We start from the raw sequence: 17,850 nt of genomic DNA, 5'->3' as shown, positions 1-17,850 counted from the left end.
CTACCACAAACTTTTTTTACGACGGCTTGTCCCGCCCAAACCCAGGGCACCCAACAGGGACCTTGTAATAACACTGGCTGCCGTTCTTCCAACCTGGCGCGCGGCTGGACTCTCCAGCATTTCTTCCAGCATCGACTTTTCTTCCTTCCCTTTTTTAACAGGTTGCTGCTCTTCCTTTTCAGCTTCCCCTGCCGCTTCCTGCAGCTTGGCGTTAAGCATTTCATAGGCGCTTACGCTGTCTATTTCTGCATTGTATTTTTTTATGAGCCTGCTGGATGCAACCAGTGCATTAATTTCTTCGGGGCTTAAAACATCCATCCTGCTCCTTGGTGATATCATCAGTACATGTACCAGCGGGGTTGGAATTCCTTTTTCATTCAGCATGGTAACCAGTGCTTCCCCAATACCAAGCTGTGTAATCAGTTCATCGGTTTTATAAAATTCAGTTTCGGGGTAATTTTCAGCGGCCTGTTTGATCACCTTGCGGTCTGCAGCGGTAAAAGCACGCAATGCATGCTGCACTTTCAAGCCAAGTTGGGCCAGGACGTCTTTCGGAACATCCATTGGGTTTTGGGTACAAAAGAAAATGCCTATCCCTTTGGAACGGATCAGTTTTACTATGGTCTCGATCTGCTGTAACAACGCTTCGCTGGCTTCCTGGAATATGAGGTGCGCCTCATCAATAAAGATGACCAGCTTTGGCTTATCAATATCTCCTTCTTCGGGGCAGGACCCATATAATTCTGCCAGGAGTTGCAGCATAAACGTGGAAAACAATTTGGGCCTGTCCTGCAAATCGGTAACCCGGAGTACCGAAATAATCCCCCGTCCATCATCAGCAATTTTCATGAGGTCATCTACCTCAAAACTTTTTTCCCCGAAGAACTGGTCTGCGCCCTGTTGTTGCAACTCTACAACCTTCCGCAAAATTGTTCCGGTTGATGTAGTGGATATTTTGCCATACTCTTTTTCCATGGCGGCCTTCCCCTCATCACTGACATATTGCAATACCTTGGTAAAATCCTTAAGGTCAAGCAATGGCAGTTTATTATCATCGCACCACTTAAATATCATGGCAACAAAACCTGCCTGGGTATCATTCAGCCCTAATATTTTACTGAGCAAAACAGGACCGAACTCACTAACAGTTGCCCTTAAACGAACACCGGGCTCTTTGCTCAGGGATAGTAATTCAACCGGGTAGGCAGCGGGTGAGTAGGTTAAACCCAGGTGCTGGTATCGTTCTGTTATCTTATCGTTCACTTTTCCGGTAGCCGCTATTCCGCTGAGGTCGCCTTTTATATCCATCAGTAAAACAGGCACACTGTTATCACTGAGTAATTCGGCGAGTACCTGCAGGGTTTTTGTTTTCCCGGTACCGGTTGCGCCGGCAATCAGGCCATGCCGGTTCATCGTTCTTAATGGCAGCAATACGTCGGCTCCATCCACTGGCTGGCCATCGAGCATTCCCACTCCTATTTTAGCCGAGTCGCCTTTAAAAGTATAACCGGCCTTAATAGCTTCTACAAATGCTTTCTTATCTGGCATATAAAAAAATTAAGACAGAAAGATAATTAAAAGACTAACCTTCACCTTGAAAATTACCGGCCGGGGGTGAACTTTTTCCGTAAAACGCATTTAACAAAAGATTAGCCCCCCTAGGTTGGGCCGTTGAAATGAATTAATTTTATATTATCACCATAAATAAATAGCTATGGAAGAAAAGAAAGCAAAAATACTATTGTGCGAAGATGATCAAAACCTTGGCCTGGTATTGAAAAATTACCTGGAACTGAACGACTTTGATGTGGTGCTGGAAAGAGACGGGCGCCTGGGCCTTGCAGCTTTCCAAAGAGAAAAATTTGACCTTTGCCTGCTTGATGTAATGATGCCGAATATGGATGGGTTTTCACTTGCGGAAGAAATAAGGGATATAGATCCTGATGTTCCGTTATTTTTCCTGAGTGCCAAAACGATGAAAGAAGACATTATACAAGGCTATAAACTGGGAGCTGATGACTACATCACCAAGCCCTTCGACAGCGAAGTGTTGCTGATGAAAATAAAAGCGATTCTGAAGCGGAATGAAGAGATAAACAAGGAAAGCGAAAACAGGGAATTTGACCTGGGAAGTTTTCACTTTAACCCGAAGTTGCGTGAATTGAGCCATGTGGGACAAACACAAACGCTTTCCCCGAAAGAGAACGAATTGCTCAAAATGCTCTGCGAGCATATGAATGACCTCCTGCCAAGGGAGCAGGCTTTAAAAAAGATCTGGGGAAGTGACACTTATTTCAATGGCCGCAGTATGGATGTGTATATTGCCAAGTTGCGCAAATACCTGAAAGAAGATACCAATATTGAAATCGTGAATATACACGGTAACGGCTTCAGGCTTGTAGTCCCGACACCTGCCTGACCCGATTTTTAATAATCTATCCATCAACGTTAGCTACCGGAATATAACCGGTAGCTTTTTTTATATTACATAAAACAATAACTTTAATTTCAAGCGCCTTTATCATGCTGAATTAAACACTCCTTAATGAAAAAAATATTTTTTCTGTTTTGCTTTCTATTCAGCCTTTTTCTTAATGGATTTACCCAGGACAGTACAAAAGCCCCAAAAGACAGTTTGTCGAAATTCGACAGCTTCAACCAGAAAATGGAGCACTTGTTTAAGATCATCCCGGTTCCTATTTTTTCCTATTCCCCCGAAGCCGGGCAAATATTCGGGTTAGCCAAATTCAATTTATTTACCCTCAATAAAAAAGATACAATCTCCAATCCCACCAGGCTTTCCGAGGTCTTTACCTTTTCAACTGAAGGGAGGATCAACGCCTCTGTTTCAACAGAAATGAGCTTTAAGGAAAATAAGTATGTGGTACTTAGTGCTGTAAACTACAGGGTGCAGCCGGAATATATTTTCGGCATCGGCAATGAGATTAACCCCGACAGTCTTGAGCAGGTGCAATACAGCCGTTTCCGGTTTATGCTGACCGGTTTGCGGCTCATTGCAAAAAATCTTTATGCGGGCCCGGTCTTTGATTTGTCCAATTATTTCGATATCAAGCCAGACAGCAATAGTTTCCTGATCAGGGATAATGTAACCGGCCTGAACGGGGGGTTCAACTTTGGTGTTGGTATCGCCGTTGCCTACGACAGCAGGGATAACCGCTACAATACCACTAAAGGAACTTATATCATCTCTTCACTAATGGGGCATCCTGCCGCACTGGGAAGTGTCTATCCATTTACAAAATGGGACCTGGATGCAAGGAAGTTTTTTAACCCCTGGCTTAAACATGTCATCGCCCTGCAGGCCACCACAACCTATATTTCAGGGGATGCCCCTTTTTATGATTTAGCCATGCTGGGCGGTGAAAATAAAATGAGGGGATATTATCTCGGTGCCTTGCGGGATAAGGTTTTGGTGGATGCACAGGTTGAATACCGGCTTCCGGTCTGGAATATTTTTGGTCTAACCGGCTGGCTGGGAACCGGAAGGGTTGCGAATACCTACAGCGGGCTTAACATCGATGGATTCTATTTGTCATATGGAGTTGGTTTACGAATCCGGGTAGACACCAAGCATAATACCAATATGCGGTTTGACTTTGGTTTTGGGCCTAACAATGTCCAGGGCGTTTATATCAATTTCGCAGAAGCCTTTTAATCCATCAAAAAGGAATAAATGAATCCAGGTTATCCAGGCAAAGGCAGGACTATTTTATTAATCCAATATATAGCTGCCATTATTTGCATTTTGCTGGCACCCGGTTGCAGCAACAATCCGTTGGCATCTTATAAAGGCCTTGATGAACGCCTTATCCATGCCACAAAAGATAGTGTCATTAAGGAACGCTTATACCTTAACCGGGATTCAACTTTAAGTTACCACAATGTGCGCCTTGACCAGGATGGCGGAATCCTGCCCTGGTATTCTGCTGACCTTGGCGAATCCTATGACAAGGTGATCAACCTGGTTTGGGGTTTCTGGGATAAAATGGAACTGGATTCAAACGGAATAAAGTACTATATGAACCACCAGGTCTGGCGGCCTGAACATGATAAACGCGGACTGGGTGGTGACCAGTTAATGATGGCGCTTTCTTCCTGGGACCTGCTGTATAATTACACCGGGAATAAAGCCATTGTTGAAAACATGAAATACATGGCGGATTATTATTTATCCCATGGATTTTCCGGCCCGGATGATACCTGGGCAAACCTGCCTTATCCATATAATACTTCCTTGCATTCGGGTATTTATGACGGCGATATGATCCTTGGAAAAGGTTATTTACAACCGGATAAAGCCGGATCCTTTGGCTATGAACTGGTGCGTTTGTATAAGAAAACCGGCGAAGAAAAATACCTGGATGCCGCTATTAAAATCGCTAATACCCTGGCAGCAAAAGTGCAACCCGGGGATGAGTTCCACTCCCCCTGGCCATTTAAGGTAAATGCTAAAACAGGGGAAGCAGGAAAGCTGATCAATAAACCAAATATCAATAAGCCGGAGCCGGGAACAACCTATAAGAGCGAACAGGAATCTGTATACACGACAAACTGGACACCAACACTGGGATTGTTTACGGCGTTAACTGCTTTAGGCAAAGGTGATGCGGCAGCATATACCAGGGCACATGATATTGCACTGAACTGGTTGAAAACATTTCCAGCTAAAAACAACAAATGGGGACCTTTTTTTGAAGATATCTTAGGATGGTCCGATTGCCAGATCAATGCAATAACCTATGCCATGTACCTGATGGACAATGAAAAGGCTGACCCGGACTGGAAGAATACGGTTAAAGGCATTTTCCAGTGGGTGCGTTCTTCACTGGATGATAAAGAATTCGCAAAGTATGGTGTAACCACCACTGATGAACAGACCATCTACCGCACTCCGGGCAACAGCCACTCTTCGAGGCAGGCTTCAATGGAATTGCGTTACTGGGAGATGACAGGGGATACAACCCGCCTCACTAACGCCATCAGGCAACTCAACTGGGCAACTTATATGGTCAATACAGACGGAAGGAATTATTATATCCGGGATGACATCTGGCTTACCGATGGATATGGTGATTATGTAAGACATTATATCCGCGCAATGGCTGCTGCCCCGCAACTGGCCCCGGCTAAGGGAGATCACCTGCTTCGCACATCTTCCGTTGTAACAGGTATTACCTATGAAGCTTCTGGTATAAGCTATGCAACATTCGATAATACATCACAGGAACGCTTTCGTTTACAGAAGAAGCCTTTCGGCATAATAGTAGATGGAAATAAACTTAATGAAGTTACAAATGGTAATATGGCAGGATATTTATGGCAGACCATTGGAAAAGATGGCGGGGGCGTACTAACGCTTAATAAGGAAGGCAGTTCTGTGAAAATTTATAAATAACGGCCCTCCACCATTCACTATTCACTGTTCCCAAACAAAGTCCCTGGTTTCCCTGCCGGCTTTTTGCCCAGGTGCTCATAGGCCTTGGCTGTTACTTCCCTGCCCCTTGGTGTACGTTGAATAAATCCTTCCTGGATTAAGAAGGGCTCATATACTTCTTCCAGGGTACCGGCTTCTTCGCCCACAGCTGTAGCGATAGTAGTTATGCCCACAGGCCCGCCTTTGAACTTTTCAATTATAGCAGCCAGTATACGGTTGTCCATTTCATCCAGGCCGTGCTCGTCTACATTCAGGGCCTTTAGCGCATGCTGGGTAATGCCAATATCCAGCTGGCCATCATTCAACACCATTGCAAAATCGCGGACCCTTCTAAGCAATCCGTTTGCTATCCGCGGGGTTCCCCTGCTGCGGCGTGAAATTTCTACAATTGCCTCCGGTGTAATAGGTGCGCTCAGCAGGTTAGCAGACCTGTTGATGATTTTTTCAAGTGTAGCCGAATTATAATATTCCAACCTTGATTTGATACCAAACCGTGAAAGCAGGGGTGCGGTTAATAAACCACTTCGCGTGGTTGCCCCGATAAGGGTAAATGGATTAAGGTTAATCTGGATGCTTCTTGCGTTCGGACCGCTATCAATCAGGATGTCGATGCGATAATCCTCCATGGCAGCGTAGAGGTATTCTTCCACCACATTGCTGAGGCGGTGGATCTCGTCTATAAACAATACATCATTAGGTTCAAGGTTAGTCAGTAAACCAGCAAGGTCGCCGGGCTTTTCAATAACAGGCCCGGATGTTTCCCGGATATTCACCCCCATTTCATTGGCAACAATCCTGGAAAGGGTTGTTTTTCCAAGTCCGGGAGGACCATGAAACAACACATGATCCAGTGCCTCTCCCCTGATTTTTGCGGCTTTGATAAAAATCTTCAGGTTCTCAATAGTCTGTGACTGCCCGGCGAAATCAACGATTTCTTTGGGTCGCAGGCTATTCTCAAATTCCTTTTCTGCAGAATTTAATGCGGATGGCTCAGGATGTAAATTAGGGTTGCTCATGCAGGCCCCAATATTAAAACAATAATTTTACTTGCATATACAAATGAATTTATTTTACCTTTATTTTCATGAAGACGTCGGATAGCAGGTATTGTAAATGCATGTATTTTGCCAGCGGGGCTTTAGCCAGGAAAATGGAAAAGCTGGCTATTAACAATTGGAAAAAAGTGGGATTGTCACCAAGCCATGCTTACCTGTTAATTATGGCCATTGAAGAACCTGGTATCCAACCGGGAACCCTGGCTGATGAATTACAGCTGAGTCCAAGTACCATCACGCGGTTAATAGAGAAATTGGAAGAGAAAAAACTGGTCATCCGGACAACAGAAGGAAAACTAACGAATGTATATCCCACCCCCAAGGGAAAAGACCTCCATCCCCAGTTGAAATCCTGCAGTGCCGAGTTTAACGAAAGCTATACCACCATACTGGGCAAAGAAGAAAGTACGCGGCTGGTACTGAATATCAACCGTATTACCGATAAATTATAATACAATTTTTCTTTACTTATTTGCATGTACAAGCAACTGCAGGTGAAAAAATAATTTGTATCAATACCAGCTAACAAATCCTGGATACCTGCTTTTTAATTCCATTGAAACGCGTCAACCTGCAAACGGGAACATCTGTTTAATTAAGCCTTACCCTACCTGCCAGTCGTTGCCTTTGGCCCTCCTGGCATAGGCGGGATCTTCAGCATGTTTTCCTGTTCCCCTTTATTTTTCATGAAATCGCCCAGCAGGGTGGAATAGACTTTTCCCTGTTCGATCTTCAGCGCAATGGCAATAGCCAATTTCCAGTCCGGGTTTTTTACTACCGTTTTCGCATACAGGGTCGCCAGGCACCATAGGTCATTCACAGCCTTCTTCTTCTCGGTGGGTTTCTTGTTTGATTTCCTTGGCAGGCCGGCCATGACGGTCATGCCCTTGTATTGTTTGATCACGACGCCATTGAGCTTTCCTGAGAAGCCGGCCAGTGGATTACCGGGGTTGGTATTATATGCCATATAATTTGGTTTTGTACCCTTAAGATAGGGAATTCTTCATATTTGGAACTATCTACTAACCGTTTTTTTACCGATATAACAAGGTTTAAATACCGTTTACCAACCGTTATTTTACGGTAGGTAAACTGTAATAAAACGGTTTAAGAACGGTTAAAGAACGGTTAGTACTATATTCCTAAGTGGTTGAATTAAGGTTTTTGGTAACTGGCAGGTTTAGGCAACCTGCGGTTTCGGGTAATTTCCCGGGATGGCATAATTGTGGATTTGGTTATATTAATGGAATATTCGTTTAAGTCTGACCCATGTGGTGAAGCAGTGGCTTATAGGCTGGTATGTTTCGGCAATATGATTTGTATAGCAACAACCTGAAAAATGAAAGGGAAGGGAGAAATGGAATTTGACCCAAATAACAATATTATTAAACTCTGTATTCAGGGCATGGACATGGAGGGAAAAAGCAAACCTGAAGAGGCAAGCAGACTATTTCTTCAAGCCTGGAACGAAGCGACAAATGACTTTGAAAAATTCACTGCTGCTCATTTTGTGGCCCGACATCAAAAAAATATTTCCGACAAATTAAACTGGCTCGAAACAGCTTTACAGTTTGCACTAAAAATAAATAACAACATTGTTAATGGTGCTATCCCTTCTCTATATGTAAACATTTCCAAATGCTATGAAGATTTAGGCGACCTCGACAACGCAAAAAAGAATTATGAATTAGCAATTTCGTTCACGGACAAATTTTCTGACAACGGTCCCTTTTATCACGGGACGAAAGCAGATTTGCAGGTTGGCGATTTGCTGACCGCAGGGGGCAGGTCTAATTACAACCCGGAAGTTATAATGAATCACATTTATTTCACAGGCCTGGTTAATGGGGCGGGACTTGCTGCGGCATTAGCTAAAGGTGATGGGCGTGAACGTGTTTATATAGTTGAACCGACAGGGAGCTTTGAAAATGACCCGAACGTTACAAACAAAAAATTTCCGGGCAATCCGACACGTTCATATCGCACCCAGGCACCATTGAAAATCGTTGGCGAAGTAACAGAATGGGTGAGACAAACCCCTGAGGAACTCCAAAAATGGCGCGAAAAGTTAGCGAATGCCAAAGGAGAAATTATTAACTAATTTCCGAGAAGCAGCATCCCCGCTCAGTCATTGAAATTAACGTCATTTTGGACTGTGATATAAATAGCGGACAGTAACGAAGGATATAATAAACCAAACTGCTGACAAGTGTATCCTATGTATTAAGGCCTTTAGCATTTCTAACCCTATATATTTGAAGATCTAATCAACATTAAATTTTTAAACCAAGGTTATATGCAAAGACATGACTTCAGGATCTATATACTCGCGATAACTGTTGCCATATTTTTTTCACAATTTGCAAATGCTCAAAACGAACTGCTAAATGTAGCAGCAAGTCTTAAAAAAAGTGAAGGTAAAGTAACTGCATATTATCCTGCATCCATAGAAAAACAGGCAAAGAGCATCCAGGGTTTACTGGAAAAAGCTGTTGATTATTACAACAAACAACTTAATATCAATTTCCCTATCACAGTTGTACTGTTTGGCCCTGAAGAATTTGAACGATTTACAAAAGAAAAATACGGCAAGGCAGACCCGTACAACGAGTTTTTACCTTTTGTAACTTCGGGACCGCCAAAGGTTATGTGTCTGCCTGCAATGGGTGGCAGTGCGCTGGATAGTTTGACGCAAATGGCACTTAAAAAAAGCCCCTCACTAACAAAAAAATTGAACTTATCCATTCCTGAAATTTCACAAAGGTTTACTGCACTCGTTGGATTGCATGAATTAGGACATCAATATATAGGAGAACTTGAAATCTGCCAGGCTGTTCATTGGTTCCAGGAAATGATGGCCAATTATATTGCAGATGCGTTTCTCACAGATCTATCTCCCACAGATGCTTTGATATGGCAAGTGGTAAATGAAGCGTATGAAACCAATCTTATGCCAGCCAACAGAACGTTTAGCGGAATACACAAAGGCAACCAGGAAAACTATGTATGGTGGCAGGGAAATATTTCCCGCATAGCTCATGAAGTGTACATGAAATATGGTCTTGATTTCCTCCAAAAACTGAAGAAACTCAGTAATGTTAAAATCTATCATGAAGATGACCTTGCATTTATTATTGCACTTGATGAGATTGCCCCTGGCTTTGAACAATGGGCAGGGAAATATGGGCATATTACTACTGCTGATAAAATACAGATGGACAGTATGAGTAAGAACATTCGTGAAGAAACTAAAATTGCTATTGCCCAAAACATGCCGAACCTTTATACTTCTATTTATTCGAACCAGTGGGAAAAGGGCAATACTTCATATAACAAAACAGTGATGCGCTTTCTAAAAGATTTTGAAACAGCTGATTTTAAACAAACAGACGAAATAGCTGATTATATTGAAATCAATTTTATGGGAGTCGATAATTTTTTTGAAAAAGCTACAGCAATAACAAAGCTTAAAGAAATCCGTTCAGGATTCAGGAACCTTAAAATCAGGTTACAGTCAGTAATTCCTATAAAAAGTGCGGACAGTAATGAAGACTGGGTGTTTGTCACTGGAAACATGATAACTACACAGGAAAATGGAACACTTAAAAATATAGATTTCTTTCAGCAATTCAGTTTTACTAAAGATGGAAAAATCAGACTGATTAAACAATATGAACTTGCATCACAGTAAAAATTAAAATCGGCTCTTATTTATTTAATCTTATCCGTAAACATGAATCTACAAAACAAAGAGAGGCTTCATAGCACTGATTTTTTCGATATTTTTTAAACTTTTCAATCTATGCATTGAATTTAAAATCAAAAAGGAGGTCACTACGGATAAAACGACAAATCATAAAGACAAAAAACAGTTTCTGGATTTCTTTTAGCTTCATTAAATCATGTATTATATGCTATTTGAGCCAGTGGTGCAGTAGGTGCACTATGGACCTTAGACTAAAAAGAACTGCTCATGGAAAGTACTGCAGGCTACAATTGCATTAGTATACGCACTACCGGAAATAGAATTCATCAGCATATGATCATAATTAAACAGTGGTATTCGACGACAGTGGTGCTACTGAAAAACCAAAAAAATCTACTAACTTAATAAGAGATATACTCACTAGCAAAAAGTCCACTTTCTTCTGACAACATATATTATGAAATCAAATGAATTATGAGACCAAATAATGAAACAAGCCGTAGAGACTTTATTAAGCTAGGCGGCACAGCAGCAATAGGCTTATCAGCAATTAACCTGATAGGGTGTAAAAATGAGGCGCCTTCTAGTGAAGAGAAAAATCATTCCCAGGTTGATCATAACAGGAAATTTCCTGACAATTTCGTGTGGGGTACAGCCACGGCAGCTTACCAGGTTGAGGGTGCGGTAAAGGAGGACGGAAGGGGCGTATCTATTTGGGATACTTATTCAAAGATTCCGGGGAAAATAATGCATAATGATAATGGAGATGTTGCCTGTGACATGTACCATCGCTATAAGGAAGATGTTCAATTGATGAAATCCATCTATGCCGGTGCTTACCGCTTTTCCATTTCCTGGCCGCGTATTTTTCCAAATGCCACCGGAGCTCCCAACCCCAAAGGACTTGACTTTTATAATAGACTGATAGACGAATTACTGGCTAATGGCATAACTCCCTATGCCACGCTTTACCACTGGGACTTACCTCAAATTCTCCAGGACAAGTATGGCGGCTGGCAATCTAAAGAAACAGCAAAAGCATTTGCTGAATATGCCACCTACGTAACGGAAAAAATCAGCGACCGTGTGAAGCACTATTTCACCCTCAATGAATTTTATTCCTTCACCGACTTAAGTTATGGTCTTGGTCAATTGGCCCCAGGTTTAAAATTGCCTCAAAAGGGAATATACCAGGTGAGGCATAATGCTGTTTTAGCACATGGCATGGGGGTGCAAGCAATGAGGCAAGTTGCCAAATCACCTATTGAAATTGGTGTGGCGGAAAATATTGTTACTGCTGTACCGGTCATTGAAACGAAGAAAAATATAGATGCCGCTAAAAAGGCGACCCGGGAATTGAATGCCGGACTCTTGACTGTGATGATGGAAGGAAAATACACTGACAACTACCTTAAAAGCATGGGTGCAGATGCCCCCGAATTTACAGATGAAGAATTAAAACTCATAGGAAGCCCATTGGATTTTGTGGGCATCAATGTATACTTTGCCAACAATTATGTGCAGGCTGCGGATAACGAAGCCGGGTATGAGCTAATTCCTCATGCGAAGGATCACCCGACAATGGCTTCGCCATGGCACCGCATAAGTCCTGAGAGTTTGTATTGGGCTCCCAAACTCGTTAAGGAATTATGGAATGTTAAGCAAGTTTATATCACTGAAAACGGATGTGGCACGACTGATGAACTTACAAATGAGGGGAAAATATTAGACACAGACAGGGTAATGTTCCTAAAGAACTACTTAACGCAGCTTCATCGTGCAACGACAGAAGGAATTCCGGTGAAAGGGTATTTTCATTGGAGTTTAATGGACAACTTTGAATGGATATATGGTTATGGGATTCGATTCGGACTGTTTTATATGAATTACAAAACATTGGAGCGGACTCCCAAGCTAAGCGCCGAATACTTTAAAAATGTAGCCAGTAGCAATACTTTACTTTAATTAAGAAAACCTCTTCCACCAGGCCTCAATAAACAATCTTAATTTATAAGATATGAAGAAGATATTAAAACGTACATTAATTGTTTTAATCGCTTTAGGAGGTATCATTTTTCTTGCCTTTAAGCTCTCTCCCTATCCCTCTGTTTGGATAATAAGACATGCTTTTAACAAAGAGGCCATAAGAGTCAATAAAGAATTAGAAAACTTTGTACCTGATAAGATAGAAACAATCAGAAATGTCCAATATGACGAAACCGATAAGGAGGCTTACATGGACTTTTATTTTCATAAAGACTCTGTAAAAGCAAAAGGTAAATTACCTGTAATTGTATGGACCCACGGGGGAGGTTTAATTTCAGGCAATAAAAATCAATTGAGCAATTATTGCAAAATACTTGCTTCCAAGGGATATGTGGCAATATCCATTGATTATACAATTGCTCCTGAAGCAAAATATCCTACTCCCATGCAACAGCTCAACAGGGCATTGGCGTATATTTCATCAAATCCTGATAAATTTAATGCCGATACTTCATTTTTTGTGCTGGCAGGAGACTCAGGTGGTTCAATGATCTCAGCAGCAACAGCCAATGTAATAACCAGTCCTTCTTACGCACAAATTACCAATATAAAACCTGGATTAAACCCCAACCAACTAAAGTGTTTACTGTTGTATTGTGGTATTTATGAAATAGACAACTTAAAAACCGAAGGCGCTTTTGGTTCTTTCTTAAAAACAGTTATGTGGGCATATTTTGGCAAGAAAGATATTTCAAATGACGATTATGCTAAAACTGCTTCGGTTACTAACTTCCTTACGAGCTCATTTCCTCCTACCTTTATTTCTGCAGGTAATAACGACCCTTTATTACCTCAATCCAAAATTCTGGCTGATAAACTTTCAACTCTAAAGATTTCAATAGATACATTATTTTTTCCGGAAAATCACGAACCTGCTTTAGGGCACGAATATCAGTTTACATTGGATGATGCAGGGAAATTTGCACTTGAAAGGTCAATAAAATATCTTAAATCAATTGCCGAATAAAAACCTCCGCTTACATTCGAATTACAAATATGAGGGCGGCGTATCGTAACAAAACCAATTTTGAAGGGTTTGAGACATGATGAGATCGCGGAAAAACAAAAGCAACCTGCAAAGGACCTACTTTTAGGCAGAAATACCTTTGAGATTTTTGCTTCCTTCTCTCCTGAACATGATGACATCAGGCCCGGAGTTAATGATGCCAGAAAATATGTTATGAGTAGCACGCTTGAAAAGTCAGATTGGAAAAATTCAGTTTTTCTTAAAAGCGTTGATGATATCAAAAAGCGCAAAGAATCGGATGGTTCTGATATTAAAGTCCACGGCAGCGGTAACCTGGTCCAGGCACTGCTCAAAAAAGACCTGGTCGATGAACTATGGCTCCTAATTCATCTGTTGACGCTCGGCAAGGGAAAGAAACTGTTCGAAGATGGTACAATTCCGGCGGCATTCACCCTACTGGAGAGTACAGCCACAGCAAGCGGAGTGACCGCTACCCATTACAAAGGAGCTGGAGAATTTAAGACGGGTAATATGGGAGGCTGAGGGAAATTTCACGACGAAAAGTATGAGCCGCTAACAGGCGTATTTTACGCAAATATAGAAATGAACAACAGAAAAAATACTATAACAAACAATCTAACCACTGCATTATCTATCATTTATTTGATCGCACTATTTTGGATTCTGCTTTTTAAGTTAGGTGTCAGGTTTTTTTATATGGGAAACAGGAATGTTAACCTGATTCCGTTTAGTGAATTTTTTAATTCAAAGGCTAAAATTGATGTTAGTGAATTGATTTTGAATATAGTTGTTTTTGTACCGCTTGGTATTTATGCAGGGGTTTTATTTAAAGGACGAACATTTGTAAAATATCTTTTCATTTTTTTCTTAAGCAGTTTAATTGTTGAAGGACTTCAATTTATTCTGAGAGTCGGGATTTTTGATATTACAGATATAATTACTAATACTTTAGGCGGAATAATTGGATTAATGATATTTAAAGCCATTGAAAAAATATTCAACAATGGTGTTAAGGCACAAATATTTATAAACATAATTGCAGCTATAGGAACTGTATTGATGATTTCATTGTTATTATTACTAAAAATGAACATGCTGCTAGTAAGATACCAATGATGCTAATTTTAAGTATTGTAAAACTACCACCAAAAAAAGTGTTGATACAAGCAGGGCTTGACATTAAAAATCCCCCAACTGCAGTCATACCATATCGTTGTTGCTACCTGACTTGATAAGAAACCATGAAATCCATCTAACCGTTACGATCAACCGTTATCCAGGAACTTATTGAGCTGCAGGATACAATCGGGGTCAGGACAATTTTCCAGCCATTGGTCCCGCTCAGAATATTTACATACCCCGGGATAATCACCGCTTCTTCCGCCGAGATCAGCAATTACCTGGAAATGAAGATGGGGTGGCCATTGCCCGTTTTCTGAAGGTTCCCCGAAATGGGCAATTTCCTGCCCATGTGATAAATACTGTCCCGGTGAGACCTGTTGTATATCCTTCTTAGAAATATGACCATATAAAGTATAGAAAGAAGTACCCTCCAATTGATGCAGGAGGATCAGGGTAGCGCCATAATCGCCAAAGTCGCCGTTATAGGCAATGCTGTGGACCATTCCTCCCGAGAACGCAAAAACCGGGGTTCCGGCAGGCGCCCAGATATCTGTACCCAGGTGTAACCTGCGGGGTTCCCTGCCATCTTCAAACAAGGGACTACGGTTATACATGCTTCTTAATTCGCCATAACCGCCCAGCAGGTATGTCGCCGCCCTGTCCTTCCTCAGCTGTTCCATATGCCTACAGAAAGCAGGCAGGTCTTCGGCAATGCCTGGGGGCAAATCTGTGCCCGTCCCTGAAAGATCCAGCGATGCCAGCCTGTCTGCAAGCGGATTAAACCTTACCACCTGGTGAAAAATCGATTGATGGCGAAGCAATAAAGCTGCAAGGGGGGAATGCATAGGTACAAATATAACGCAACGGTTTGCTGTGGAGATATTATCCACAAAATCAGTATAAACCTGAAAAAAGGGAATCAGGAATAATTACATTTAGATACCAATCTAACGCTTGCATATGACATTTTCCAAACCAAGGCTCAGCTTCTGGCAGATCATCAATATGAATGTTGGGTTTTTCGGCATCCAGTACAGTTTCGGGTTACAACAAACCGCCATCAACCCATTGTACAGTTTCCTGCATGCAAAGCCAGAAGACCTCCCTATTTTAAACCTTGCCGGACCAATGACCGGGCTGCTTATCCAGCCAATTATCGGCGCATTAAGCGACCGCACCTGGCACCCCCGGTGGGGAAGAAGGAAGCCCTATTTCCTGTTTGGCGCGATATTTTGCAGCCTCTGTTTATTTACCTTTCCCTTCAGCCGGAGCTTATGGATGGCAGCCGGATTGTTGTGGATCCTGGATGCAGCAAATAACACAGCCATGGAACCCTACAGGGCCTTTATTGCCGATAAGCTCGACGTGCAGCAGCAACCAATGGGCTTTCTGACCCAAAGCTTCTTTACCGGCCTGGGCATTACCCTTGCCAATCTTTCTTTAGGATTTTTCCAGCAAAGGATTAGTGGCGTTTCCGAATCAGGAATTCCGCATTGGGTATATGGATCCTTTTTCGTGGGTGGGATATGTTCCATTTTATCAGTACTCTGGTCAATTATTAAAACACCTGAAATTCCACCTACCCCTGATGAATTAAAAGCACTCAGGGAGAAGGAGGGCGGCATATTGGAACCATTAAAGGAAATCATCCAGGCTATTAAAGAAATGCCTGCAGTTATGTGGCAACTGGCCCTGGTGTACTTTTTCCAATGGTACGCGATGTTCTGTTACTGGCAATTCGTTTCCCTGAGCATTGCCAAATCAATTTTTAAAACTGATTCTGAAAGTCCGCTTTACCAGGAAGCCGTTGTGCTGGCTGGACAGGTAAATGGTTTTTACAATATCGTAACTTTCCTTTCGGCATTCGGGCTTGTGTGGCTGGCCAATAAATACAGTGCAAAGTGGGTGCATGTTTTCTGCCTGGCTATGGCAGCTTCCGCCCTATTGGTCTTCCCGCATATCACCGATAAAAATCTGCTATTTGCCCCGATGGTTGGTTTCGGAATTGCCTGGGCGAGCATGATGGGAGTGCCCTACATTATGGTTGTAAGCAGCATTCCCAAAGAACGGTATGGCGTTTATATGGGCCTCATCAATATGATGATTGTAATTCCAATGATCCTGCAGACCTTAAGTTTCGGATGGGTCTACAAGACCTTCCTGGATAGCAATCCATCGGCTGCCATTAGTTTCGCAGGGGTACATTTGTTGCTGGCAGCTATAGCAACCCTGAGGATAAAAGTAAACCGCAACCCTAATGAAATTGTTCTTCCTGCCGGAGGTGGTCATTAAATTATTTTTCTTATGGTTAATGAAAGCGCATATGCATCATCAATAGACTTATTAAAGCGGGCGTCAACACCAACCGGATTTGTAGCCGCCGTGCAGGAGCATGACAATTACCGGAGGATCTGGACCCGGGATGGCACCATCAACAGCCTTGCCGCAATACTTAGTGAGGACGAAGCACTGGCCGGCACTGCCCGGGCAACGATGCAAACAATTTTCAGTAACCAGCATAAAAGCGGGTTTATGCCTTCCAATGTGAGCCCGTCGGGGGGAGTCAGTTATGGTGGAACTGTTGGCCGGGCTGATAATCCAAGCTGGGCGGTAATCGGACTCTGCCAATATGCGCTGTACAGGAATGACCTGCAATTTGCCAGGCAATACCAAAAAAATGTTGAAGCCTGTTTTTCGGTTATGGATGCCTGGGAATTCAACGGAAAGCACCTGATGTATGTTCCACAAAGCGGTGATTGGGCAGATGAATATATCCAGCACGGTTATGTATTATTCAACCAGCTGTTGAGGGTGTGGGCATTGAGGCTTGCTGCGAAAGTGTTTGGCAATACGGCATGGCTGGAAAAATCCGGGAAAATCACTGACGTGATCCGCGTCAATTTCTGGAATAACCAGGATGCCAAAAACCTGTATGCCCCAAACCTTTCCCACCAACTGGAGCACGCACCGATGGACTTTTGGTTCCTGGGTTTCAATCCATCCCGCATCTATTCACAATTCGATTTGCAGGCCAACACACTGGCTTTATTACTGGGAATTGGCAATAGTAAACAGGACCAAACCCTGGCCGAACTGATCAGGGGGTTATTTATGCAGCAACAAAACCTCCTGCCTTCATTTTTCCCAACCATTCAGTATGGTGATGCAGATATGGCTGAACTGCAAAATAATTATGCCTACAGTTTCCGCAATATCCCTGGTGAATTTCATAATGGCGGCTTATGGTCCGTATGGAACGGGTGGCTTGCCGCTGCACTATGTACCATTGAAGAAACCGGCCTTGCGGTGCAGCTTACCGAAAAAATTGCAGCAGCAAACAGCTTAAACAACAATGAATTCAATGAATGCCTGCATGGTGTTTCAGGGAAACCAATAGGTGTGCCTCATTGCGCATGGAGTGCGGGCGGATACCTTGTTGCTGCTGCATACCTGGAGGGAAAAAGATTATTTATTTAAT

The 17,850-nt window shown here is 42.5% G+C and carries 16 protein-coding genes and 1 pseudogene; 13 read left to right on the top strand and 4 right to left on the bottom strand.

The features are described 5' to 3' along the window. Positions 1–1,548 (bottom strand): helicase HerA-like domain-containing protein, encoded by a 1,548-nt coding sequence (locus LAQ65_RS13580; RefSeq protein ID WP_224117518.1) that lies wholly within the window; start codon positions 1,546–1,548, stop codon positions 1–3. A gap of 166 nt (positions 1,549–1,714) precedes the next feature. Between LAQ65_RS13580 and LAQ65_RS13575 the strand changes: the two genes are divergently transcribed. From LAQ65_RS13575 to LAQ65_RS13565, 3 genes are all read left to right on the top strand, one after another. After that, positions 1,715–2,419, top strand: a complete 705-nt coding sequence (locus tag LAQ65_RS13575) for a response regulator transcription factor (protein WP_224117517.1) — start codon at positions 1,715–1,717, stop codon at positions 2,417–2,419. Between the two features lie 126 nt (positions 2,420–2,545). Further along, positions 2,546–3,676: a BamA/TamA family outer membrane protein gene (locus tag LAQ65_RS13570; RefSeq protein WP_224117516.1), complete on the top strand. Its 1,131-nt coding sequence runs from the start codon at positions 2,546–2,548 to the stop codon at positions 3,674–3,676. Positions 3,677–3,694: 18 nt separating this feature from the next. Continuing rightward, positions 3,695–5,416, top strand: a complete 1,722-nt coding sequence (locus LAQ65_RS13565; protein WP_224117515.1) for a hypothetical protein — start codon at positions 3,695–3,697, stop codon at positions 5,414–5,416. Positions 5,417–5,433: 17 nt separating this feature from the next. Here the strand turns inward: LAQ65_RS13565 and ruvB are convergent, their stop codons facing one another. Beyond that, positions 5,434–6,471: a Holliday junction branch migration DNA helicase RuvB gene (ruvB, locus tag LAQ65_RS13560; RefSeq protein WP_224117514.1), complete on the bottom strand. Its 1,038-nt coding sequence runs from the start codon at positions 6,469–6,471 to the stop codon at positions 5,434–5,436. A 68-nt stretch (positions 6,472–6,539) separates the two neighbouring features. On the opposite strand from ruvB, the gene LAQ65_RS13555 reads away from it, so the two are divergent. After that, positions 6,540–6,962, top strand: coding sequence for a MarR family winged helix-turn-helix transcriptional regulator (locus tag LAQ65_RS13555; protein ID WP_224117513.1), 423 nt, complete (start codon positions 6,540–6,542; stop codon positions 6,960–6,962). A 155-nt stretch (positions 6,963–7,117) separates the two neighbouring features. Here the strand turns inward: LAQ65_RS13555 and LAQ65_RS13550 are convergent, their stop codons facing one another. After that, entirely contained in the window at positions 7,118–7,477 is a 360-nt protein-coding gene (locus LAQ65_RS13550) for a hypothetical protein (RefSeq protein ID WP_224117512.1), read from the bottom strand. 372 nt (positions 7,478–7,849) lie between these two features. Here LAQ65_RS13550 and LAQ65_RS21200 point away from each other — a divergent pair. From LAQ65_RS21200 to LAQ65_RS13520, 7 genes and pseudogenes are all read left to right on the top strand, one after another. Further along, a pseudogene (locus LAQ65_RS21200) lies at positions 7,850–8,197 on the top strand (NAD(+)--rifampin ADP-ribosyltransferase); the annotation flags it as partial. Between the two features lie 6 nt (positions 8,198–8,203). Next, positions 8,204–8,611 (top strand): NAD(+)--rifampin ADP-ribosyltransferase, encoded by a 408-nt coding sequence (gene arr / locus LAQ65_RS21195; protein ID WP_394369730.1) that lies wholly within the window; start codon positions 8,204–8,206, stop codon positions 8,609–8,611. A gap of 195 nt (positions 8,612–8,806) precedes the next feature. Continuing rightward, positions 8,807–10,201: a hypothetical protein gene (locus tag LAQ65_RS13540; RefSeq protein ID WP_224117510.1), complete on the top strand. Its 1,395-nt coding sequence runs from the start codon at positions 8,807–8,809 to the stop codon at positions 10,199–10,201. A 489-nt stretch (positions 10,202–10,690) separates the two neighbouring features. Next, positions 10,691–12,181, top strand: coding sequence for a GH1 family beta-glucosidase (locus tag LAQ65_RS13535; protein WP_224117509.1), 1,491 nt, complete (start codon positions 10,691–10,693; stop codon positions 12,179–12,181). Between the two features lie 52 nt (positions 12,182–12,233). Then, positions 12,234–13,229: an alpha/beta hydrolase gene (locus tag LAQ65_RS13530; protein WP_224117508.1), complete on the top strand. Its 996-nt coding sequence runs from the start codon at positions 12,234–12,236 to the stop codon at positions 13,227–13,229. A gap of 60 nt (positions 13,230–13,289) precedes the next feature. After that, positions 13,290–13,772, top strand: coding sequence for a dihydrofolate reductase family protein (locus LAQ65_RS13525; RefSeq protein ID WP_224117507.1), 483 nt, complete (start codon positions 13,290–13,292; stop codon positions 13,770–13,772). A 60-nt stretch (positions 13,773–13,832) separates the two neighbouring features. Further along, the gene (locus tag LAQ65_RS13520; protein ID WP_224117506.1) at positions 13,833–14,366 is read left to right on the top strand and encodes a VanZ family protein; all 534 of its coding nucleotides are present in this window, start codon (positions 13,833–13,835) and stop codon (positions 14,364–14,366) included. 149 nt (positions 14,367–14,515) lie between these two features. Here LAQ65_RS13520 and LAQ65_RS13515 read toward each other — a convergent pair whose 3' ends face one another. Then, positions 14,516–15,217, bottom strand: a complete 702-nt coding sequence (locus tag LAQ65_RS13515; protein WP_224117505.1) for a peptidoglycan DD-metalloendopeptidase family protein — start codon at positions 15,215–15,217, stop codon at positions 14,516–14,518. 115 nt (positions 15,218–15,332) lie between these two features. Between LAQ65_RS13515 and LAQ65_RS13510 the strand changes: the two genes are divergently transcribed. Together LAQ65_RS13510 and LAQ65_RS13505 are read left to right on the top strand one after the other, a co-directional pair. Continuing rightward, positions 15,333–16,664, top strand: coding sequence for an MFS transporter (locus LAQ65_RS13510; protein ID WP_224117504.1), 1,332 nt, complete (start codon positions 15,333–15,335; stop codon positions 16,662–16,664). A gap of 12 nt (positions 16,665–16,676) precedes the next feature. Further along, a complete protein-coding gene (locus tag LAQ65_RS13505; RefSeq protein WP_224117503.1) occupies positions 16,677–17,849 on the top strand; it encodes a glycoside hydrolase 100 family protein in 1,173 nt (390 codons plus the stop codon). Position 17,850 lies beyond the last annotated feature (1 nt).

It is taken from the genome of Flavihumibacter profundi (genome assembly GCF_020076305.1).
Lineage (GTDB): Bacteria > Bacteroidota > Bacteroidia > Chitinophagales > Chitinophagaceae > Flavihumibacter > Flavihumibacter profundi.
This window is presented reverse-complemented; position numbering and strand designations above follow the sequence as displayed.

What these genes read in the sequence shown, in the direction of transcription:
- LAQ65_RS13580 (WP_224117518.1), bottom strand. Translation starts at nt 1,548, where the DNA reads ATGCCAGATAAGAAAGCATTTGTAGAAGCTATTAAGGCCGGTTATACT.
- LAQ65_RS13510 (WP_224117504.1), top strand. Translation starts at nt 15,333, where the DNA reads ATGACATTTTCCAAACCAAGGCTCAGCTTCTGGCAGATCATCAATATG.
- LAQ65_RS13515 (WP_224117505.1), bottom strand. Translation starts at nt 15,217, where the DNA reads ATGCATTCCCCCCTTGCAGCTTTATTGCTTCGCCATCAATCGATTTTT.
- LAQ65_RS13540 (WP_224117510.1), top strand. Translation starts at nt 8,807, where the DNA reads ATGCAAAGACATGACTTCAGGATCTATATACTCGCGATAACTGTTGCC.
- LAQ65_RS13520 (WP_224117506.1), top strand. Translation starts at nt 13,833, where the DNA reads ATGAACAACAGAAAAAATACTATAACAAACAATCTAACCACTGCATTA.
- LAQ65_RS13555 (WP_224117513.1), top strand. Translation starts at nt 6,540, where the DNA reads ATGAAGACGTCGGATAGCAGGTATTGTAAATGCATGTATTTTGCCAGC.
- LAQ65_RS13575 (WP_224117517.1), top strand. Translation starts at nt 1,715, where the DNA reads ATGGAAGAAAAGAAAGCAAAAATACTATTGTGCGAAGATGATCAAAAC.
- LAQ65_RS13565 (WP_224117515.1), top strand. Translation starts at nt 3,695, where the DNA reads ATGAATCCAGGTTATCCAGGCAAAGGCAGGACTATTTTATTAATCCAA.
- LAQ65_RS13550 (WP_224117512.1), bottom strand. Translation starts at nt 7,477, where the DNA reads ATGGCATATAATACCAACCCCGGTAATCCACTGGCCGGCTTCTCAGGA.
- ruvB (WP_224117514.1), bottom strand. Translation starts at nt 6,471, where the DNA reads ATGAGCAACCCTAATTTACATCCTGAGCCATCCGCATTAAATTCTGCA.
- LAQ65_RS13505 (WP_224117503.1), top strand. Translation starts at nt 16,677, where the DNA reads ATGGTTAATGAAAGCGCATATGCATCATCAATAGACTTATTAAAGCGG.
- LAQ65_RS13535 (WP_224117509.1), top strand. Translation starts at nt 10,691, where the DNA reads ATGAGACCAAATAATGAAACAAGCCGTAGAGACTTTATTAAGCTAGGC.
- LAQ65_RS13570 (WP_224117516.1), top strand. Translation starts at nt 2,546, where the DNA reads ATGAAAAAAATATTTTTTCTGTTTTGCTTTCTATTCAGCCTTTTTCTT.
- LAQ65_RS13530 (WP_224117508.1), top strand. Translation starts at nt 12,234, where the DNA reads ATGAAGAAGATATTAAAACGTACATTAATTGTTTTAATCGCTTTAGGA.